14 protein-coding genes are annotated in these 22,311 nt (G+C 36.2%); 3 read left to right on the top strand and 11 right to left on the bottom strand.

Going from position 1 to position 22,311, the window contains the following annotated elements:
• The first annotated feature begins 50 nt into the window (after positions 1-50).
• Positions 51-863, top strand: a complete 813-nt coding sequence (gene rluF, locus EKL98_RS10580) for a 23S rRNA pseudouridine(2604) synthase RluF (RefSeq protein ID WP_126562297.1) — start codon at positions 51-53, stop codon at positions 861-863.
• Between the two features lie 130 nt (positions 864-993).
• Here the strand turns inward: rluF and EKL98_RS10575 are convergent, their stop codons facing one another.
• The 7 genes from EKL98_RS10575 to argS form a co-directional block, all read right to left on the bottom strand.
• The gene (locus EKL98_RS10575) at positions 994-2,748 is read right to left on the bottom strand and encodes a M14 family metallopeptidase (protein ID WP_126562294.1); all 1,755 of its coding nucleotides are present in this window, start codon (positions 2,746-2,748) and stop codon (positions 994-996) included.
• 60 nt (positions 2,749-2,808) lie between these two features.
• Positions 2,809-4,452, bottom strand: coding sequence for a M14 family metallopeptidase (locus tag EKL98_RS10570; protein ID WP_126562291.1), 1,644 nt, complete (start codon positions 4,450-4,452; stop codon positions 2,809-2,811).
• Between the two features lie 273 nt (positions 4,453-4,725).
• Positions 4,726-5,652, bottom strand: coding sequence for a magnesium transporter CorA family protein (locus tag EKL98_RS10565; RefSeq protein WP_126461538.1), 927 nt, complete (start codon positions 5,650-5,652; stop codon positions 4,726-4,728).
• Between the two features lie 227 nt (positions 5,653-5,879).
• The gene (locus EKL98_RS10560; RefSeq protein WP_126453576.1) at positions 5,880-6,761 is read right to left on the bottom strand and encodes a bifunctional 5,10-methylenetetrahydrofolate dehydrogenase/5,10-methenyltetrahydrofolate cyclohydrolase; all 882 of its coding nucleotides are present in this window, start codon (positions 6,759-6,761) and stop codon (positions 5,880-5,882) included.
• 77 nt (positions 6,762-6,838) lie between these two features.
• A complete protein-coding gene (ffh, locus tag EKL98_RS10555; RefSeq protein ID WP_126461544.1) occupies positions 6,839-8,188 on the bottom strand; it encodes a signal recognition particle protein in 1,350 nt (449 codons plus the stop codon).
• Between the two features lie 128 nt (positions 8,189-8,316).
• Positions 8,317-9,033 (bottom strand): hypothetical protein, encoded by a 717-nt coding sequence (locus EKL98_RS10550; RefSeq protein ID WP_233584089.1) that lies wholly within the window; start codon positions 9,031-9,033, stop codon positions 8,317-8,319.
• Between the two features lie 52 nt (positions 9,034-9,085).
• Positions 9,086-10,876: an arginine--tRNA ligase gene (gene argS, locus EKL98_RS10545; RefSeq protein WP_126555075.1), complete on the bottom strand. Its 1,791-nt coding sequence runs from the start codon at positions 10,874-10,876 to the stop codon at positions 9,086-9,088.
• A 229-nt stretch (positions 10,877-11,105) separates the two neighbouring features.
• Here argS and EKL98_RS10540 point away from each other — a divergent pair, with 229 nt between their 5' ends.
• Entirely contained in the window at positions 11,106-15,392 is a 4,287-nt protein-coding gene (locus EKL98_RS10540) for a T9SS type B sorting domain-containing protein (protein WP_158618328.1), read from the top strand.
• A 197-nt stretch (positions 15,393-15,589) separates the two neighbouring features.
• Here EKL98_RS10540 and EKL98_RS10535 read toward each other — a convergent pair whose 3' ends face one another.
• From EKL98_RS10535 to EKL98_RS10525, 3 genes are all read right to left on the bottom strand, one after another.
• On the bottom strand, positions 15,590-16,270 hold the full coding sequence (locus tag EKL98_RS10535) for a copper homeostasis protein CutC (protein WP_126562287.1): 681 nt from the start codon (positions 16,268-16,270) through the stop codon (positions 15,590-15,592).
• Positions 16,271-17,266 (bottom strand): isoaspartyl peptidase/L-asparaginase family protein, encoded by a 996-nt coding sequence (locus EKL98_RS10530; protein WP_126562284.1) that lies wholly within the window; start codon positions 17,264-17,266, stop codon positions 16,271-16,273.
• A 151-nt stretch (positions 17,267-17,417) separates the two neighbouring features.
• Positions 17,418-18,425: a 3-oxoacyl-ACP synthase III family protein gene (locus EKL98_RS10525; protein ID WP_126453562.1), complete on the bottom strand. Its 1,008-nt coding sequence runs from the start codon at positions 18,423-18,425 to the stop codon at positions 17,418-17,420.
• Positions 18,426-18,716: 291 nt separating this feature from the next.
• Between EKL98_RS10525 and EKL98_RS10520 the strand changes: the two genes are divergently transcribed.
• Positions 18,717-21,128 carry a S9 family peptidase gene (locus EKL98_RS10520; protein WP_126562283.1) on the top strand — a complete coding sequence of 804 codons (2,412 nt, stop codon included), beginning with the start codon at positions 18,717-18,719 and terminating at the stop codon, positions 21,126-21,128.
• A gap of 205 nt (positions 21,129-21,333) precedes the next feature.
• On the opposite strand, the gene EKL98_RS10515 is transcribed toward EKL98_RS10520, so the two are convergent.
• Positions 21,334-22,281 carry an ABC transporter ATP-binding protein gene (locus EKL98_RS10515; protein WP_126516102.1) on the bottom strand — a complete coding sequence of 316 codons (948 nt, stop codon included), beginning with the start codon at positions 22,279-22,281 and terminating at the stop codon, positions 21,334-21,336.
• Positions 22,282-22,311 lie beyond the last annotated feature (30 nt).

The following is a 22,311-nucleotide window of genomic DNA, read 5'->3' as shown; positions in this document are numbered from 1 at the left end:
AGATTATACAAAACTCCTATAACTATTTCCAAATTCATTACTTTTGTATCATGGAAGAAAATCTAAAACGACTCAATAAATTCATAGGAGAAACCGGGTATTGCTCCCGCCGCGAAGCTGACAAAATCATTGCAGAAGGTCGAGTAACCCTCAATGGAGTCGTACCGGAATTAGGCACTAAAGTTTCACCAAATGATGAAGTGCGTATTGACGGTAAACTAATCCGTGAGAAAAACGAAAAACCTATTTATCTTGCTTTCTACAAACCGGTAGGAATCGAATGCACTACAAATCTGGAGGTTCGCAATAATATTGTAGATTACATCAATTACCCCAAACGTATATTCCCTATAGGACGATTAGACAAAGCCAGTGAAGGATTGATTTTTATGACCAATGACGGCGATATCGTCAATAAAATACTACGTGCAAGAAACAATCACGAAAAAGAATATACCGTAACGGTCAACAAACTCATCACCGATCGTTTTATTGAAAAAATGGGAAATGGCATACCAATTTTAGACACCGTCACCCGAAAATGTAAGGTAGAAAAAATTAGTTCTACCATTTTTAAAATCGTGTTGACACAAGGTTTAAACCGTCAAATTCGTAGAATGTGCGAATACCTGGGGTATGAAGTTACGGCATTAAAACGCATCCGAATTATCAATATTTCGCTGGACATTCCTGTGGGTCGTTTCCGTGATTTGACTGATGCCGAAATCAAAGAATTAAACGAACTCATCGAACCTTCGATCAAAACCGAAGAAGCCAGTTTACCAAAAACAGAAGTACCAAAAAGAAGAACGGAATTTATCAAAAGAGATGATCCTAGATTTAAAGGACGAGGCGATTATTAAAAAACAATTATAAATAAAAAACCCAGAGCTAGTCTGGGTTTTTAGAAACCATTTTAAAGCGTACTGAATAGCACTTCACTCTAAAACAAATTACACGTTTGTACTGATTAAAAACCACAGTAGTATTTATCTATTTTACTTTTTCAGAGACTGTTCCGCCTTTGGCACTGGAAACGTTTACCGTTGCTCCTGAAGGATTTCCTTTAACGATCCATCTTACTTTTACATTACCCATCCCTTCAATAATAGGTACTGCAATGGTCTCTGGACTGAATTTTTGTTCTGTAAATAAATTCAAATCTTCGTTTTGAACTGTCATACCCGCTACAACGGTACTACCCGCTAAACTGATATAATTAGGACGCTCTATCTTGTTTTTTACATCATGTCGCGAATGGGTTGGAATGATCCTTGTATTCATAATTGTGGCAGTCACTGCAACTAAATCCCCTGAAAGCTTTTCAGTTTCAATACCTACAATTTCTAATTTTGGAGTCTGATACGCATGGTACAATGAAAACGCCATGTTTCTGTGTGCATCTTCCTGAATCATAAACCCCGGATGATTCCGAATGTAATTCTTTTTAGGACCTCCTATTTCAATATCGCCAAACTGCGGATGATTAAACTCCTTCCATTCTACATAGCCATCACCAAACAACAGGTATTTATCAAATTCATTGAATTCATCATTATCCCATCGTCCAGCGGTATTTTTTTGGTTAAATAACTTATAGGAAGTCATCAATTCATTACTAAAAGTAAATATCCCTCGAGTCAAAGACAAAAAATCAATTTCTCCACCATAAACAGTGTACAAGTCTTTGTGAATTACAAAATAATTATAACCCGGAATCATTTTTTCTCCTAACTTTCCAATATTATCGTACACTTCAATATCTTGTGGAGCAAATAACGCATCGTCTTCTGCAGCGCCAGGACCTCTTAAAAACATTCCGCCGTAATTATGGTAGCTTTGTGCTCCGGCAATATTGGGATGATTGATAATAAAGGCTTTTATAGCACGGGTTTCAGGAAGTGTACCTGGATAAAACAATGCCCCATTTTGAACATAATTAGGTTGCCAATTCCATCCCCAATCTCGGTTTGGATCATACGTCCCAATCAAATCCTCATTTACTAAACCATCTTTATCGTTATCTAAACCTTCATACCCTAACATTTCATAGTCTCCTATTTCATCTCCTTTGACCTGATACATGCGAGTAGGATATTTAGGATCTGTTTTCCATCGTCCTGTTTTTGATTTTCTGCGCATCATCACGATATTCCCGTCGTTATCTAAATCATCAAGCGTATCTTCATTCACCAGACCATCACCATCATTATCAAAAGGACGCATTCCTGAACGAGAGGTATTAGAGTTGTTCGGTTTGTAAATAAAATTTTCCCGCCCGTCAGGACTGATAGTCATTACTATATAAAACACCTTTTCTTTTAATAAAGTATTTATGAATTTAATAGTTTGAAAACTTTCCGCTAAATACCATGCCGTATACATGGCAACCTCAACACCTTGCATTTCATTTGCGTGAATTCCGCCATCGATATAAAAACCAGGCTTGTTTTCAACTTTATCGGAATCGAAATCAGAGATCGTTAATACCCAAAGATCTCTTCCTTCATAGGATTTCCCTACGGATTCCATTTTAACTAAATTTGGATAGGCTTTCACCAAATCACTTCCTAGCTGAGTCACCTGTGCATAATCATGGTACTGATCCCAAGTCATTTTTACTTTGGGATTAGCAGGGGAACCAATGGCACGGATGCCATTTAAATCTTGTGGAGCAATACCATTTTTTTGAGCATTAGTAACCCAAAAAATAAAACTGAACAAGCTGAGTAGTATGTATTTTTTCATTTTTTTACTTTTTATCGGTGAGGATTCAATATCCTTTTTTATTTTTTTGAAGTCAACTTATTATTTCAAATCAGCAATTACCTCTTTAAATCCTGCAGTGGCACAACCTGTAGTGATCGTCACTTTTCCTGTACCTGAAATCAGCCATGAATATTCCTCTGATTCATCCGCTTGCATACTATTACGGATAAAATATTTCCTGCCAGAAACCATGATTTGATTTTTTTGGAGTAGAATTTCTGTTTTCATTTTAGAAACAAATCGGATTTTATCTCCTATTTCAGTATAAGTAGGCAGCAACCCTTTATTGGCCACTTTTATAGTGACTCGGTGTAAGTTCTCCTTTATCTTTTCTACTTCGGGAACATTTGTTTCAATTTTTGGCATGGCTGCCAAAAGTTCTTCCACAAAAAGCACATGTTTATTCGCTGTTTCTTCTAAAAATTTCACAGGTGGATTGTTCAGAGCATAAGGGATAAAACCTCCTACTTCTACTTTTTGATTTGGAAAATCAGGATGTTTAATAACTGACCAGTCAACAAAAACATTTTTTATATTTTGGCTATCAGCCCATTTTAAAAAAGAGACTTCTGAATTTAATTCCTCTTTATCTTTTTCTGCTGGCTTTTCTAATTTAGAATACAGCGAATCTTTTTTAGCCTCTACTTTAGGAACCCACCAGCCTGGTGTTGAAAAACTGAATCTCCCTGCATGGAAATAAGCGGTTTGCGCAAAATTTCCTTTGGTCATCGGCATTTTAGGGCCGCCTTTGATTGTCGCTTTTTGGGTATATAATTTAGAAACCTGCTCTGCTGCTTTACTATCTTTTTCTAACCATCCTTTAATAATTCTAGAACTAGCTAACTTACTATCATACTTTGGAGTCTCAGATAAATTATTGTGCATCCCAAAAGTAAGTACACCATAAATATTCTGATTCAAATATAAAAAATCAAGAAGTGCCCTGGTTTCTGGCTCAGAAGCTACATAAACTCCTGCCCCTTTTTCGAAAGCAGGATAGTCAAAAGTAAAATTTTTGTCGATATTGACTCCTTCTGAAAAATCTTCATTAAACATTCCGTCTTTATCGGTATCAATTCCCTCTGAAATTAAAACATACTTGCCAACCTGATTTTTTGTTGGATCTGCTTTTATTAAAACACGGGAATCCTCTGGGCTTTCAATGAAACTTCCTGTTACATCTTCAATCCGAAGTTGCGTAATTAAACCATCTTTATTTAAATCTTCAAAAGGGTCTTCGCCTATTTTACCGTCTCTGTCATCATCTGTTTTGTTATCGTTACCGCGCTTTTCCATTTTTACAGCACCAAAAGCAGCATCTATGGCATCCGGATTTACAGCAGGAACAAAATAAATCGTTTTTTCTTTTAAAATCGCAGCTAACTTCTCGTTTTTCAATACGTTATCAATCATTTTTAAGGTGATCTGTGTACCAGCACGGTATTTTCCGTCAAGCCCGGCTGTGATAAGCAAAGCTGGTTTTGGAGTGGTTGATTCGGAAATTGTTACTACCCATATTTCTCTACCTCCACTACTTTTACCAATTGATTTTACAGTGCAATATTTACTTTTGGCGTCAAGCTCTTTTAGACTTTTAGTAAGGTTTTCATAGTTCAAGTAGTCCTTTTGAGCGTGAGTGATACCAAAACAAAGTACGAATAAAAACAGTAATTTTTTTCTCATTAGATAGTAATTTATTTGAGAAATAAATGTAGTTTATAAATTTGGCCTATCCTAAATTATGCGAAAAATATTTCATAAAGCCATCATTAACAAGGCGCTTTAACTCTAAAAAAGACCATTATTTGGTGTATACAGCTATTATTTAACCCTAAACATAGTATTATACTTTTATTTCAAAATCATTATTTTGGAAAATTAAAACTTTTTGATACACTATTAAAGTAAATCCATAGTCTCAGGAATAGTGAAATTTAAAGTTGAAATCTATTTCTATCAAAACCATCTTTTTCTTTTGAACAAAAACACACCAAAAGCAGATAATAAAACAGATACAGAAATGACAATCCAGATTCCATAACGATTGTCTTGTAAATCATTAGGCACATTCATTCCGTACAAACTGGCAATCAATGTTGGAATCATCAGAATAATCGAAATCGAAGTCATCTGCTTCATAATCGTATTCATGTTATTAGAAATCACAGAAGCGTACGCATCCATAGTTCCCGTTAAGATGTCGCTATAAATATTAGTGGTTTCCTGTGCCTGACGCAATTCAATTTCAACATCCTCCAGTAAATCTAAATCAAAATATTCTTTTTGGGACTTTATATTCTTGATTCGATGCAATAGGATATCATTCCCTTTCAAGGAAGTCATAAAGAATACCAAACATTTTTCTATTTGAAGCAACGCTTGTAATTCTTCATTTTTAATTGACTTTTCTAAATTGTCCTCGGCTAATCTTATTTTTTGATTGACTTGCTTTAAATATTTCAAAAACCAAACACTGGAAGAAAGCAATAATTTGAGCACTAAATCGAAGTTGTCTTTAATGTTTATATTCTTACGTTTGGTATAGGTTACAAAATCAGTAAGCATTTCCGTTTTATGAAAACTGATGGTAATACAAACTTCTCCTTTAAAAACAACTCCAACAGGAATCGTATGAAAAGGCAACTTCACATCATTACTCTTCACAGGAATTCGCATGATAATCAAAGTCCAACCATTTTCAATTTCTATCCTTGGTCTTTCGTCAATATCTTCAATGTCGTTATAAAATGCTTCAGGAATTTGTAATTCGTCGAGTAAATATTTTTTTTCGGCTTTGGTAGGACATTCAATATTTATCCAGCAGTTTGGAGTCCATTCAGCGGTGGCAATTAATCCGTTATTGTTTTTGTAAAAAGCTCTCATTTCAAAAATTCTATAGGTTTATGTACAGCCTCTTGAAAATCGTTCAAGCGCTATATTAGTTCAACATTTCCGAATAATAATCGTCCATTTTAAAGGTCTTTTTTTAAGTGGTACAAAAGTATTCTTTAAATTCTATTTCCGCATCAATTATCAGAATTTTATACATTTTTAAACTAAAAAAAGCCTTAAACTGGTGTCTAAGGCTTTCAATCAAAACTATTTTCTCTTTATTTATTTCTTTTCATTTCCCGTGCCAAAAGCGTATTTTTCAATAACATTGCAATGGTCATAGGTCCTACTCCACCCGGAACCGGAGTAATAAACGATGCTTTTTTACTTACATTTTCAAAATCAACATCACCGGTAATCACATATCCTTTTGGATGTGAACTATCTTCCACTCTGGTAATACCCACATCAATAACCACAACACCTTCTTTCACCATATCTGCTTTTAGGTAATTAGGAACTCCTAAAGCCGTAATAATGATATCGGCATTTTTAGTGTATTCTTCTATATTTTTGGTTCTGCTGTGCGTAAGAGTTACAGTTGAATCCCCTGGATAACCTTTGCGACTCATCAAAATACTCATTGGTCGACCCACAATATGGCTTCGTCCAATAACAACAGTATGTTTGCCCGCTGTTTCTACTTTGTAACGTTCTAACAATTCCATTATTCCATAAGGCGTTGCAGGCAAAAACGTTTCCATTTCTAAAGCCATTTTTCCAAAATTGGTTGGATGAAATCCATCCACATCTTTATCAGGATCAATAGCCATCAGGATTTTCTGCTCGTCGATGTGTTTGGGCAAAGGCAATTGAACAATGAAACCGTCTAATTCATCATCTTCATTGAGGTCTTTGATTTTTGCCAATAATTCAACTTCCGAGATGTCTTCCGCTAAAGAAACCAATGTAGATTCGAATCCTATTTGTTGACATGATCTTACTTTGCTGCCAACATAAGTCAAACTTGCGCCGTTTGACCCAACAAGAACCGCTGCTAAATGAGGCACTTTCTGCCCGTCAGCTTTCATTTTCTGCACTTGAATAGCAATCTCGCTTTTTATATCTTCCGCAGTTTTTTTTCCGTCTAGTAATTGCATTTTTATTTAGTTTAATGTATTAAAGCCGAAAGTCTTAAAGTCGTTACAACTTTAAGACTTTCGGCTTTTTACTCATTTTATCTCATTCCTGGCATTCCACCTTTCATACCACCCATCATTTTCATAAGGTTTTTACCTCCTGGCCCTTGCATCATTTTCATCATCTTGCTCATTTGTTCGAACTGTTTCATCAATTGATTCACCTGTTCGATTTTGGTACCGGAGCCTTTAGCTATTCGGGCTTTTCTTTTCACGTCAATTAGAGCCGGCTTGCTCCTTTCAACTGGAGTCATCGAGTGAATAATGGCTTCAATATGTTTGAAAGCATCGTCTTCTATTTCCACATCTTTCATGGCTTTTGAAGCACCTGGTATCATTCCAACCAAATCTTTCATATTACCCATTTTCTTTACTTGTTGAATTTGAGAAAGGAAATCATCAAAACCGAATTCATTTTTGGCAATTTTCTTTTGGATTTTTCGTGCTTCTTCTTCATCAAATTGCTCTTGGGCTCTTTCGACCAAAGACACAACATCTCCCATTCCCAAAATTCTTTCGGCCATACGAATTGGATAGAACACATCAATGGCATCCATCTTTTCCCCTGTACCTACGAATTTGATTGGTTTATTAACAACTGATTTGATCGAAATTGCTGCTCCACCACGCGTATCTCCATCTAATTTAGTCAAAATAACTCCATCAAAATTTAATCTTTCGTTGAAGGTTTTTGCTGTATTCACAGCATCTTGTCCGGTCATTGCATCCACTACAAACAAGGTTTCTTGTGGCTCGATGGCTTTATGAACACGTTCTATTTCGTTCATCATTTCCTCATCGACAGCTAAACGACCAGCAGTATCGACAATCACGACATTGAATCCATTTGCTTTTGCATGTTTGATTGCGTTTTGAGCAATTTCAACCGGATTTTTATTTTCTGGCTCAGAATATACCTCCACTCCTATCGAATCTCCAACTACATATAATTGTTGAATTGCCGCTGGACGGTAAATATCACAGGCCACCAAAAGTGGTTTTTTGTTCTTTTTTGTAAGAAGATAATTCGCTAATTTCCCCGAGAAAGTAGTTTTCCCCGAACCTTGCAAACCAGCCATCAAAATAACCGTTGGATTCCCGGAAAGATTGATTCCGGCAACATCACCACCCATTAATTCTGTCAATTCATCTTTTACTAACTTTACTAGTAATTGTCCAGGTTGAAGCGTTGTCAATACATCCTGTCCAATTGCTTTTTCTTTTACTTTGGTGGTAAAATCTTTGGCGATTTTAAAGTTGACATCCGCATCAAGCAAGGCTCTTCGAACTTCTTTCAACGTTTCGGCTACATTTACTTCCGTGATTTTTCCGTGACCTTTAAGTATATGAAAGGCTTTATCTAGTTTATCGCTTAAATTATCGAACATACATTTTTTTCTCTTTAATTAAGGCGCAAATTTAAGCATTTGATTTTGAAGTTTAAATAGTATTATAAATAAAAAGAGGCTATCTTCTTCAGATAGCCTCTTTTATTATACGATCAATTAACTTTAGATTAATCGTTGTCGTCTAAATCTGTTTCATTTTCTAGTAAATTTTTTATGAAGTCGCCAATATCGTTGTGACTATCTTCATTACCAGTACTAATTTCGATAACTCCGTCTCCATCGGTATCTAATAATAGGCCTTGGTCTGCCAAAGTTGTTAATTTATTCATTAAAGCATCAAGATGTATTTTAATGTTTAAAGACAAATCATTACTGTTGATAGTGAAATCTTTGTTTTGGTCTTCAAAATCCAATTCAAGTTCGGCATCCTCATCGCTCCAGATAATAAATGGTTTCCCATTTATGGTTCCTTTAATCAAATAAGTCTTACCATTCATTTCATCAAGTAAAGTAGATTTTTCGAATTTAAATTCGATTTCCTCATATCTCGCATTCGGAACATTTACAGAAGTAATAAATGGACTTAACGTTAGGTTTGGATCAAGCAAGTCTAATAAAAAAGGCCCATTAAGTTTAACGTCATCATATTTAGGATCCATACTGTACATCGCATCTTCCATGTCGGTTTCAAATTCGATATTCCCAATATTAATTTTAAAATCAGTAAAAACTACTGTAGAGGCAGCAGTACGAGCATTTAGAGAAGTCTTAGCTGTTGTAGACACCGCGGAGGCTTTCAAGGTTACATTCCCTCCTGAAGCGGGATCATTTGTACAAGAACTTATTACAAGTGCAAGTAAAGCTAAGATTGAAATTTTTTTCATAATCGTATTTTTAAATTATTAAGTAATTATTAACGCAAAAAATATGCCATTATTACATTCTTTCTGGCACACTAATACCCAATAGTTTAAAGGAAGCCGCTATAGTATCTGCTACTTTTTTAGATAATTGAACTCGGAAAATTTTCTTTTCAAAATCTTCTTCGCCAAGAATAGGAACCGCCTGATAGAATGAGTTGTATTCCCGAACTATATCATAGGTGAAATTTGCAAGCAAAGCCGGACTGTGATGCTGTGCTGCATTTTGTATCACTTCAGGAAACAACGCTAACTGTTTCACCAATTCTTTCTCTTTTTCATGAAGTATTGCAACTTTTGATTTATTCGAAAAGTCAAAATTCGCTTTACGAATAATAGATTGAATTCTGGCATACGTATATTGAATAAACGGACCGGTATTTCCGGCAAAATCTACCGATTCTTCGGGATTAAATAGGATTCGCTTTTTAGGATCTACTTTCAAAATATAATATTTCAAAGCACCCAAACCAATAGTTTTATATAGCTCACTTTTCTCTTCCGCAGAATAGGTGTCTAATTTCCCTAAATCTTCTGCTATTTTTTGCGCTGTATCTATCATTTCCTGCATTAAATCATCGGCATCAACAACCGTTCCTTCACGGCTTTTCATCTTTCCAGAAGGCAAATCTACCATTCCGTATGATAAATGAAATTGGTTTTTAGACCAATCAAAACCTAATTTTTTCAAGATAAGAAACAACACTTTAAAGTGATAATCCTGCTCATTTCCTACGGTATAAACCATTCCGCCTACATCTGGATAATCTTTCACACGCTGGATTGCCGTACCAATATCTTGCGTCATATAAACTGCAGTACCGTCAGAACGCAATACAATTTTACGGTCTAAACCTTCGTCCGTTAAATCAATCCACACGGAACCATCCGGATCTTTTTCGAAAACGCCTCTGTCTAAACCAATCTGAACAACATCTTTTCCTAATAAATAGGTATTACTTTCGTAATAATATTTATCGAAATCGACTCCAAGGTTTTTATACGAAATAGCAAAACCGTCATAAACCCATTGGTTCATAGTTTTCCAAAGCGTGATTACCTGTTCATCTCCTGCTTCCCATTTTAGTAACATTTCTTGCGCTTCCAAAATAATTGGTGCTTGTTTCTTTGCTTCTTCTTCTGTTTTACCTGCGCTTATTAATTGCGCTATTTCTTCTTTGTACTTTTTATCAAAAGCAACATAATAATTACCAACTAATTTATCTCCTTTTAATCCTGTTGATTCTGGAGTTTCTCCGTTTCCGAATTTTTGCCAAGCCAACATCGATTTACAAATATGGATTCCTCTATCATTAATGATTTGAGTTTTGTACACTTTTTTACCAGAAGCTTTAATAATCTCTGCCACCGAATATCCTAAAAGATTGTTGCGTACGTGACCTAAATGCAATGGTTTATTGGTGTTTGGTGAAGAATATTCCACCATTACGGCTTTGTCTTCAGTCCCGACGCTTCGGGATGGAGTAACGAAACCAAAGCGTAAATCGTCTTTTATTTCATTAAAGAAATCCAAATAATAGTCATCAGAAATAACAATATTTAAAAATCCTGAAACAACATTAAATCGACTCACTTCTACCATGTTTTCGACCAAATAAGTTCCTATTTTATTCCCTAGCTCTACAGGATTACTTTTGACTACTTTCAACAATGGGAAAATAACCACAGTGATATCTCCTTCAAATTCTTTGCGTGTAGTTTGAAATTCTACTTTGTCAATAGCAATGCCAAATATGGCTTGAACCGCTTTTTCGATCGAAGGCGTAAGAATTTGTGATAATGTCATTTTATGTGTTTATTTTAAGGTTACAAATATAGTATTTAATTAGAAAAATCATTTAGAAAATCGATATGGAAACTCATAATAGCATTACTAAAGATTCTATTCTTCAGAGAAGAATTTTTAGTAAATTATAGGATTAAAATTACAAATATGTTTAAAAATACTATTGCATCGTATTAATTTACTTTTTATCGGTTTTTTGTATATTTGAAATATGCAATTAATTAATAATATGAAAAAAATTCAACTCCTGTTTTTATTATTATTTAATGCCGTTTGTTTTTCACAATCGGTAACAATCAATACATCTACTTACACGGCGGATCAATTGATTAATGATATCTTAATCAATTCACCTTGTGTATCCGGAACCAATGTCACTTATAAATCCGGTTCGTTTTATGGCTCAACAAATGGTATTGGTTACTTTGAAAACAGCAATGCAAATTTCCCGTTCGCAAATGGTGTCGTTTTGAGTACCGGAGATGTTAATAAAATTATCAGTCCCAATACTACTATTTTAAGTGATGGTAATTCAGCTTGGCTGGGCGATACTGATTTGGAAAGAAATTTACTTTCTCAATCAGGAATAACTATTAATTCTATAAATGCGAGTTACATTGAATTTGATTTTCAACCAAAAACACCTAATTTTAATTTCTCCTTTGTTTTTGCTTCAGAAGAGTACGGAACCTCCCAATGTAACTTCTCTGATGCATTTGCATTTCTTTTAAAAGATGTAACGGCTGGAAGTTCAAATATAAATTTAGCCGTAATTCCAAATACAACTGTTCCGGTTTCTGTGGAGACAATAAGAGATGATGCCTATAATCAGAATTGTCCTTCTGCCAATCCTAACTATTTTGGAGCTTTTAACGGCAGTGGATTTGGTCCTGCAATAAATTTTAATGGACAAACTGTTTCAATGTTAGCTTCAGCGACCGGTTTAGATATCAACCATATTTATCGCATCAAATTAGTTATTGCCGATGGAGGAAATAATACAGGTTATGATTCTGCCATTTTTTTAGAAGCAAATAGCTTTAACATCGGACAAGATGTATTAGGATTTGATTACACAGTGGCGAACAATACTGCTATTTGTCCTGGAAATACTTTACCAACATTATCTGCAATGGGTTTAAGTCCCGGAACCACTTTTGTATGGAAAAAACAAGGAATAGCATTTTCTCCGGCACAAACAGGAGAAACATTAGACCTCAACACAATTACTCCACTGGTTAGTTCCGGAATTCATACCTACAGTGTCACGTATAAAGAACCTGAATGCATCGCGGTTACCGATGAAATCATTATAGAAATTTATCCTAAGATTGGTGTATTAAATACCGTTCCTAACATTTACGCCTGTGATACCGGAGCTTCATCCTCTGATTTTGATTTAAATAAAAACAGCATAATCATTCTAGCCGGCGTTAACCAATCGTCCGGAACAGCTGGTGTTTTAGATGATTTGCCCGCAGACACTATTATTTCCTATCACCTAACTAATGGAGATGCCATTGGGAATACTGGCACAGTACCAATCCTTCAGACGATTGCGAGTATTGAAAGTGGCAAGCAAATTTTTGTCAGAATTGAAAACCCAAATACATTATGCTATGAAATCAGGTCTTTCCAATTGCTTATTGTTCCGCCACCACAAATTGCAAATACCCCGGCAGCTGCAACATTATGCTCCAGAAATTTATCTGAAAGCCCTTTAAAAGCTAATTTCAATTTGACGTCACAAATTGCATCGATCATAGGTTCTCAAAATACCTCGGACAAGATACTTACTTTTCACTCCTCATTAGTAGGAGCTAATAACAATGCAAACATCATAACTCTAAATTCGAGCAACCAATTGTTATCGCCAAGTGCAACGTTGTGGGTGCGTTTACAAAATATTACAAATCCTAATTGTTATGTTGTTACTAGTTTTCAATTATTAGTATCTCCATTACCTAAAGTCGATGTATTAAACGATGTGTTTGTTTGTACGTCTTATACCTTACCTGTATTGCTAAATGCCGGAGCACAATATTGGACTGGAACTAGTGGAACTGGAACACAACTTTTTGCCGGAAACGTGATATCTACAACGACAACTAATTTATATGTTTTCAATCAATCCGGAGTGTGTACCAACCAAGATTCTTTTAATATTACTATTGCAAATTTAAGTACTATCACACCCGCTTCTGAAACCTATTGTACAAAATATAAGCTTCCGCCTTTGCTCTATGGTAAATATTTCACTCAAAGCGGAGGCAGTAGCGCCCCAGGAAACACACAATTAGCTGCTGGATCCACAATAAATACTCCGGGAATAAACAGGATATATGTATGGTTTGAGGACACTACGGTTACCCCGTCTTGTACACAAGAAAACCCTTTTGACATCACAATAATACCCTTTACTGCATTGCCGAATTATGTAAATCAATTTGCATGTACATCCTATATCCTGCCGGCGAATCTCAATGGCGGCGTCTACTATACAGGCAGTAGCAAGAGCGGATCTCTTTTGTCTGCAGGAACAGTAATAAATACAACTACTCAAATCTACGTCTATAAAGAAACAGCTACGTCTCCAAAAAATTGTGCTGATGAAAAAATCTTTAAAGTTTTTATTAATCTATCAAGCATCACGCCTCCAACAGATGTAAATTCCTGTTCTGCCTACAAACTGCCTGCATTAACAGTAGGAGAATATCGAACTGCTCCTGCGGGTGGCGGAACAGTTATTCCTGCCGGAACATTCATTAATGCCACTACAACACTTTGGTTTTATGTCACAGGTCAAACGTGTACCGATAATTTAGATTTTACCATTACGGTAAATATTACTCCTTTACCAGTATTAGCAGATACAGATCCGCATTGCGACGTCTATTATTTACCTGCAGTAGCACATTCAGGAAATTATTTCACGGGGACTTTAGGAACCGGTGCGCTTCGGCCAGTGGGCTATCCTGTAACGACAACGCAAATCATGTATTTTTATGACAAAGCTACTTCCGGACCCTGTTATGTGCAAGAAGAATTCTTAATTACCATTAATAAATCGCCTGCAATTGATGCAAAACCGGTTGAAGTTATTCGATGTGGCCAAAATTATATTTTAGATAATTTGATAAACGGAGAATATTACGAATTTGCAGGCGGACCATCGCCCACAAATCCTGTTTTACCTCCCGGTACCATTTTGAAAACCTCAAAAACAATCTATGTTTATGCTCCTGCTACCGTCACTAACAGCTGTGTATCGGAATACAGCATATATGTTTTAGTCACTTTTGTAAATGACATAGCAGATCAATATGCCTGCAATAGTTTTAATTTACCAACCATAGTAGGGATTGGAAGTTATTACACCGCTTCCAATGGTCCCTATGGAACTGGAGTGCAATTACTGCCTCCTTATTCCCCAATAACTACCACAGCAACGCTTTTTGTATATGTAGAAAACAACAATAGAGTTACCTGCATTGATGAAGACCCTTTTATTGTCACCATTTATAACACTCCAATTATAACACCTATTACTCCTGTCACCAGATGTGAATCTTTTGAACTTCCTTCGTATACAGCTCCTGTAACACGATATTTCACTAATCCAGGTGGTCCAGGAAGCAACAACACTGAAAAATTCCCACGGGATTTCATCACTGTTTCAACCACTATTTATGGCTATGCCCAATCAGGAACATCAGGAACAGTGATTTGTCCTGCCGAAAAACCGATGGTAATTACTATCACCAAAAAACCAAAACCAGTCCTTATCGTTCCTACCATTTGTATCGATATTGATACCGGAATCACTACCGATGCCTTGATTGAAAGTGGATTTACTGCACCACAATATTCCTTTGAATGGAAAAGTGAAGATGGAACTTTAGTAGGTACAGCTGAGAATTTGTCAACAAATGAACCTGGAAACTATACGCTCACTGTTACGAACTTATCCATTTTTGGCTGTACTGCTGACAGCGTCCCTTTTACGGTTATTGAATCTTCAAAACCAGCCTCTGTAACTTATACAACCAGCGGGTGGTTCACGGACAACCAAACCATAACTGTTATTGCCGTCCCATTTGTAGGTGATGGAAGCAATTTCTTATATTCATTAGATGGAGGTTCCCCTCAAGAGCGTAATGTATTCACCAATGTGAGTTCCGGAATTCATGAAATAACGGTCAGCGATGCCAATTGCGGAACTTTCACCATTCCAGTAACAGTGAAACTTATCAACAGCCCTAAATTCTTTACTCCAAACGGAGATGGATTTAACGATACCTGGAACATCACCGGAATACCAAATCAAGAAAATTTAAAATTATATATTTTCGATCGTTATGGAAAACTATTGAAAGAACTATTGCCTAACGGTTCCGGTTGGGATGGAACTTTCAATGGATATGCACTCCCAGCGGATGATTACTGGTTTTCAATTTCCTATACTGAGGACTCTGTTTTAAAAGAATATAAATCCCATTTTTCTTTGAAACGATAAAAACTTCTCTATTATTTTATAAGGTTTTTATTAATATAAAACCTTTTTTTTGTTATTTAAATAAAAAAAGCAAAATGCTTGTAACAAACTAGCCTTTCCTTAGTCTACTCTAAATCAAAAGAAACTCATTTTAATAGTTTGTTACAAAAAGAAAAACCCGGAGTATGCCAACTCCGGGTTTTTTGATTTATAAAGTTTTACAGGGATTCTAAATTTGCTTTTAGGGCTTGGATCTCCAACTGATTTGCTAGTTCCCCTGCATCAATAATTGCGGAAGAATGATAGAAAATAGCTTTTGTTTTTTGTTTTAATGCGGTAATATTAACAGAACGCAAACCGCCGCCCGGCATAATTATAATTCGGTCAGTTGCTTTTCTAACTAAGGCTGCCAAAACATCGATACCGTCAACTACATTTGTTTCTTGTCCAGAGGTCAAAATGGTTTTAAAACCACATCCGATTAGCGATTCAAGTGCTTGAAATTTATTTTCTACACCATCAAAAGCACGATGAAACGTACAAGGCAATGGGTTTGCCAAAGCAACTAAATCCTTATTTTGTTGTTCACTGATACTACCGTCTTCGTTTAAAATTCCAAAAACAAAACCATCAACCTGAAGTTTTTTGAATGCCAAGATTTCTAATTTCATTTGTGCCACTTCAGAATCAGAATAAACGAAATTCCCACCACGAGGCCGAATCATAACATTCAAGTCGATGGTGATTTTATCGCGAACAATTTTAGTAAGTTCTAAATCTGGCGTTGTTCCGCCAGCTGTTCTATTGGCACACAATTCAACCCTGTCAGCACCACTATTTTCAGCAATTATAGCCGATTCTAAATTAAAACAGGCAATTTCCAGTTGTGCTTTTTTCATTTATTTCAAAAAATAATCGGCATCAATTAATCGGTTTCCAGATGTATCATGGACAGCATAGTTGAAACCGCCCTGAATGCAATACGAGCCATATTCTCCTTTTTTATTTAAGGCAATGAAACCAACTTGGATATCTTTTACATTTTTATTTCTTTTGCGGGTCAAATTTACGATTCGGGCAACCGCTTCCTCACACGCTTTTTGTGGTGATTTTCCTTGGCGCATCAGCTCAACCACTAAGTGACAACCAGAAATCCGAATCACTTCTTCTCCATGTCCTGTGGCCGTGGCCGCACCAATTTCATTGTCTACATACAATCCAGCGCCAATAATCGGGGAATCACCCAAACGTCCGTGCATTTTAAAAGCCATTCCGCTGGTGGTGCATGCGCCAGAAAGATTACCGTCAGCATCCAATGCAATCATCCCAATGGTATCATGATTTTCAATATTGGCAATGGGTTTGTATTGGCTGGTTTTCAACCACTCTTTCCATTCTTTTTCAGATTCTTCCAACAATAAATTTTCTTTTACAAAACCTTGCGACAACGCAAACTGCAAAGCACCATCACCTACCAACATGACATGCGGTGTTTTTTCCATCACAGCGCGAGCCACCGCAATGGGATGTTTTATAAACTCCAAACATCCTACTGAGCCTATATTGGCGTTTTCATCCATGATACATGCATCAAGTGTGACGCGACCGTCTCGATCTGGTCTTCCGCCATAGCCTACGCTCCGTTCCGTAGGATCGGCTTCTGGAATTTTTACTCCGGCTTCGACAGCATCTAAAGCTCGTCCGTTATTTTTTAAAATTTCCCAAGCGGCTGCATTCGCTTGGATTCCAAAATTCCATGTCGAAAGCACAATAGGTTTACTTCCTTTTTTAGATGAAAAATCATTTTCTTCCTCTGGTTTCCCTTTGAATGAATGTAAAGCCATAGCTGCGGAAGCGAAAGCAGCTGTTTTTAAAAAATTTCTACGATTAGTCATTTTGATTGTATTACTATTGGTTGCATCAATTTTGAACTATAAATATAACGGTTCCTCTTTAAATAAAAAAAACCTGCACAATAATTTGCGCAGGCTTAGACTATTTATCAAAGAACAATTGGAATCGACATACGATTTATTGTACTACTATTTACCATTTAATAATGGCGCTTCCCCAAGTAAATCCACTTCCAAAAGCGGCTAATACAACCGTATCTCCTGATTTTATTTTGCCTTTTTCCCATGCTTCAGTCAAAGCGATTGGAATAGAAGCGGCGGTAGTATTACCGTATTTCTGAATATTATTATAGACCTGATCATCGGTCAAGTTGAATTTCTTTTGGATAAACTGTGAAATTCTCAAATTTGCCTGATGCGGAATCAACATATTAATATCCGAAACCTGCAAATTATTCGCTTGTAATCCTTCATTAATTACTTCGCTAAAACGAACCACTGCATTTTTAAATACAAATTGTCCGTTCATGTACGGGAAATAACTCTCATCATCCGGATCATTATCTGCCAAGATATCTGTTATCCAACGGCCTCCCATTCCGGGCGCTTTTACAATTAATTCTTCGGCGTGCTGCCCTTCAGAATGCAAGTGTGTGGATAAAATTCCTTTGGTCAAATCCTCTTCTCTGCTCAAAACAGCCGCTCCTGCACCATCTCCAAAAATTACTGAAACCCCTCTTCCGCGCGAGGTCATATCCAATCCGGTAGAATGAACTTCTGATCCAATTACCAATACGTTTTTATACATGCCAGTCTTGATATATTGATCTGCCACTGATAAAGCATAAACAAATCCAGAACATTGATTTCTTACATCTAATGCGCCTACGGTTCTTAACCCTAAATCCCGTTGCACTAAAACGCCTGGACCAGGGAAATAATAATCAGGGCTTAATGTGGCAAAAACCACAAAATCGATGTCTTCCTTAGCAACACCAGAACGCTCAATAGCAATTTTGGCAGCTTTCACTCCCATAGAAGTCGTCGTGTCTTCTCCTTTTATAATATGTCTTCGCTCCTGAATTCCAGTTCTTTCCTGAATCCATTCATCATTAGTGTCTATAATTTTGGACAAATCGTCATTAGTCACTACGTTTTCGGGAACATAATAACCCAATCCTGCTATTTTTGAATGATACATATATTATTGTTATTTTATTAAAATACGAGTACAAATTTAAAACATACTTGAAAATATGAGCACACAAATTACTACTTTTTTAGCAATTTACAACTTTTATGCTTTTTTGCGCAATTTCTTGTTATACTTACAAATACAATCTGTTGAAGTGCTTAAAAATAATACTATTGTGACCTCATCCGGATCTGACTCAAACGTTAAAAAAAAGTTTTTGTTTCCAAATGTAACAAGATTCATTTATTTTAGACCAATTATTGATACTGCCAATGCTAATTTAAAATCATTCAAATTATGAAGTTAAAAATTCCATTTTTTTTATTTCTTGGACTGAGCTTAACCACTTTTGCACAAGAAAACTTAACCTATCAAAAACCATCTCAGTCCATATTGGATTTAGCGGATTATGAAAGAGCACCTTCAGTATCGATGGATACTAAAAAAGAATACATGTTGCTTACGTACAGAAATACGTATAAATCACTGGACGATTTAAACCAAGAAGAACTGCGTTTGGGTGGATTGCGGATTAATCCAATTACAAATATTTCCAGTACTGTTACATACGTGAACAACCTGAAATTACGCAAAATAAAAGACAAAAATGAAGTACAGGTTACAGGTTTGCCAACGAATCCTCGTATCAGTACTATCGGTTGGTCTCCAAATGATACAAAAATCTCATTTTCGCACACCACAGCTTCCGGAGTAGAACTTTGGGTTATCGATGTTGCTTCGGCGAAAGCCACCAAATTAACGGAAGCAACAGTGAATGCTAATATTGGAAGTCCGTTCAGCTGGATGAATGACAACGAAACTATTTTGGTGAAAATGTTACCAAAAAACAGAGCAGCTCTTTTGGATGCCAAAAAAGATTTGCCAACCGGTCCGATAATTTCAAACGCCGATGGTGTAAAATCGCAGAACAGAACTTATCCGGATATGTTGAAAAACAAGAATGATGAAATCAATTTTGAGAACATCATGACTTCTGAATTGTACAAAGTAAATCTGAACGGAACAGCAACTTTATTCAAAAATGCAGCTATGTATGCGGGAGAAAGTTTTTCCCCTGACGGCAATTATCTAATGCTGACTACGATTCAAAAACCCTTTTCATACATTGTCCCGTTGAGTCGTTTTCCTTCAAAATCAGTAATCTATGACAAAGCTGGAAACGAAGTAAAAGTAGTCAATGAAGTGCCGCTGACGGAGATTATTCCTAAAGGATTTATGGCCGTTCGAAAAGGAAAAAGAAACATGAGCTGGAGAACCGACAAACCCGCAACATTAACTTATGCTGAAGCTTTAGACGGTGGAGATCCTGCAAACAAAGTGGAATTCAGAGATGAAGTTTTTCTTTGGAACGCGCCTTTTAATCTTTCCGCTACTTCATTGGTAAAAACACCACAACGCTACGACCGAATAATTTGGGGAAATGATACCGTGGCTATAATTACAGATGAATGGTATGATACCCGTAATACCAAAACGTATGCAATAAATCCCTCGAATCCAAGTCAGGCTCCAAAAGTAATTTTCGACAGAAATTCACAGGATGTATATTCTGATCCTGGAAATTTTGAAACCAGAAAAAACCAATACAACAGGTATGTTTTGGCTATCGAAAATGACAATGCATATCTTATTGGTAATGGATTTACTAAAAACGGGCAATTCCCGTTTATAAGTGAATTTAATCTGAAAACGTTGCAAGCAAAACGGTTGTATACTTCGACTTACACCGATAAAAAAGAAGACGTTTTGGAGATTGAAGACTTCAAAAAAGGAACGGTTTTAGTCCAAATCCAGTCTAAAAATGAATACCCTAATTATTACCTTAGAAATATTAAACAAAAAAACAAACTAACACCAATTACCGCATTCAAAAATCCTTTTGAAAGTATCAAAAACGTGAGTAAAGAAGTGATTAAATACAAGCGTAAAGATGGTGTTGAATTATCCGGAACGTTATATTTACCTGTTGGTTATGACAAAATCAAAAAAGAGAAAATGCCATTGTTGATTTGGGCTTATCCAGCTGAATATAAAGACAAAAATTCAGCAGGACAAAGCACACAAAACCCGAACGAATTTACATTTCCTAGTTATGGATCGTTCGTATATTGGGTAACCAAAGGCTATGTAGTTCTTGATGACGCAGCTTTCCCCATAATTGGCGAAGGAACAACGGAGCCCAATGATAATTTCATGACGCAATTAGTTGACAATGCTGAAGCGGCCATCAATGCCGTGGATGCTTTAGGATACATCAACAGAAAAAAAGTAGCTGTGGGCGGTCATTCCTATGGTGCTTTTATGACCGCTAATTTACTAACGCATTCTAATCTTTTTGCGTGTGGAATCGCTCGAAGTGGTGCTTACAACAGAACGCTAACACCTTTTGGTTTCCAGACCGAACAACGCAACTACTGGGAAACTCCTGAAGTGTATAACACGATGTCACCATTTATGAATGCGGATAAAATGAAAACTCCCATGCTTTTGGTACACGGTGAAGCAGATAATAATCCGGGTACTTTCACTTTGCAAACCGAACGTTATTTTCAAGCTTTGAAAGGGTTAGGTGCTCCGGCAAGAATGGTAATTCTGCCAAAAGAAGCACACGGTTATGTAGCCAAAGAAAATATTTTGCATTTGCTTTGGGAACAAGACCAGTTTTTAGAAAAGTATTTAAAGAATTAATTCTAAAAAGGGTTCAGTGATCAGTTATTGAGTGATCAGTAAGTTGTACAAAAAAATTAACATAGCACAAAACCCCAAATTCACTTTGATTTTGGGGTTTTTGTTTATTACTACTTTTATAAAAGTTGAAAACGACTTCTACTTTCGATAGTTATCAGAACTGAAAATCACTGAATACTGAGCACTGTTTACTGAATACTAATCATCAGGATAACATCAAATATACTTCCTGATTTAATGCTAATTCCGAATCATGTTCAAAAAAAATCGCTCTTCTTTCAAAAGCTGCTTTGACTAAATAATGACTTCCTTTAAAATAACATTGTTTTACGACTACTTTCATAATGGCGTTGTCCACCACTTTTAATTGATGCGGATACAATAAAAGCGGCTGATCCGCTTCATCCACAAGTTCAATTAATTGCGACAATTTCAGTTCATTGACCTCTCCAAAAAGAGAAGCTATATATTTATTAGCCGGGTTTTCATACAAGGATTTAGAATCTCCTTTTGCCACTACTTTTCCGTTTTGAACCACAATTGTTTCATCAGAGAAAGACAACGCATCAGTACTGTCATGCGTGGCAATAATACAGGTAATCTCTTTGTCTTTTAAATACCTAAATAAATTGCGACGCAACGAATTTTTCCGAAAAGAATCAATTTGACTGAACGGTTCATCGAGCAAAATAATTTCTGGTTCTAATGCTAAAACTCTTGCCAAGGCTACTCGCTGCTGCTGTCCGCCGCTTAGGAACTTTGCTTTTACTTTTGCGAAAGCAGTCATTTCGACCATTTCTAACAGCTCTTGGACTCGAGCTTGCTTTTGTTCCGGATGCATATTTGACAAGAACTTGCCCACATTTTCTTCAACGGTTATGTACGGCATCAAATCGAAATCTTGTGCTAAATATTTAATATAATCTTCTCCCGGTATCAGATTGTATTTGGGACCCAAAATAGGTTTGTCATTATAGGTAATTGTTCCGTTATCCAAATCATATAATCCGTATATGAGTTTTAGCAACGTACTTTTACCGCAACCGCTTTCGCCAATAATAGCGGCGTTTTCCCCTTTTGCAATGGCAAAACTAACCTCTTCTATTACGGGCTTTTCAATGTAAGTAAAGGATATGTTTTTTATCTCGAGCATCATCTGTAATTAAGACTGCAAATTTACAAT

The organism is Flavobacterium bomense (assembly GCF_003970355.1).
This window is presented reverse-complemented; position numbering and strand designations above follow the sequence as displayed.

What these genes read in the sequence shown, in the direction of transcription:
- rluF (WP_126562297.1), top strand. Translation starts at nt 51, where the DNA reads ATGGAAGAAAATCTAAAACGACTCAATAAATTCATAGGAGAAACCGGG.
- EKL98_RS10575 (WP_126562294.1), bottom strand. Translation starts at nt 2,748, where the DNA reads ATGAAAAAATACATACTACTCAGCTTGTTCAGTTTTATTTTTTGGGTT.
- EKL98_RS10570 (WP_126562291.1), bottom strand. Translation starts at nt 4,452, where the DNA reads ATGAGAAAAAAATTACTGTTTTTATTCGTACTTTGTTTTGGTATCACT.
- EKL98_RS10565 (WP_126461538.1), bottom strand. Translation starts at nt 5,652, where the DNA reads ATGAGAGCTTTTTACAAAAACAATAACGGATTAATTGCCACCGCTGAA.
- EKL98_RS10560 (WP_126453576.1), bottom strand. Translation starts at nt 6,761, where the DNA reads ATGCAATTACTAGACGGAAAAAAAACTGCGGAAGATATAAAAAGCGAG.
- ffh (WP_126461544.1), bottom strand. Translation starts at nt 8,188, where the DNA reads ATGTTCGATAATTTAAGCGATAAACTAGATAAAGCCTTTCATATACTT.
- EKL98_RS10550 (WP_233584089.1), bottom strand. Translation starts at nt 9,033, where the DNA reads ATGAAAAAAATTTCAATCTTAGCTTTACTTGCACTTGTAATAAGTTCT.
- argS (WP_126555075.1), bottom strand. Translation starts at nt 10,876, where the DNA reads ATGACATTATCACAAATTCTTACGCCTTCGATCGAAAAAGCGGTTCAA.
- EKL98_RS10540 (WP_158618328.1), top strand. Translation starts at nt 11,106, where the DNA reads ATGAAAAAAATTCAACTCCTGTTTTTATTATTATTTAATGCCGTTTGT.
- EKL98_RS10535 (WP_126562287.1), bottom strand. Translation starts at nt 16,270, where the DNA reads ATGAAAAAAGCACAACTGGAAATTGCCTGTTTTAATTTAGAATCGGCT.
- EKL98_RS10530 (WP_126562284.1), bottom strand. Translation starts at nt 17,266, where the DNA reads ATGACTAATCGTAGAAATTTTTTAAAAACAGCTGCTTTCGCTTCCGCA.
- EKL98_RS10525 (WP_126453562.1), bottom strand. Translation starts at nt 18,425, where the DNA reads ATGTATCATTCAAAAATAGCAGGATTGGGTTATTATGTTCCCGAAAAC.
- EKL98_RS10520 (WP_126562283.1), top strand. Translation starts at nt 18,717, where the DNA reads ATGAAGTTAAAAATTCCATTTTTTTTATTTCTTGGACTGAGCTTAACC.
- EKL98_RS10515 (WP_126516102.1), bottom strand. Translation starts at nt 22,281, where the DNA reads ATGCTCGAGATAAAAAACATATCCTTTACTTACATTGAAAAGCCCGTA.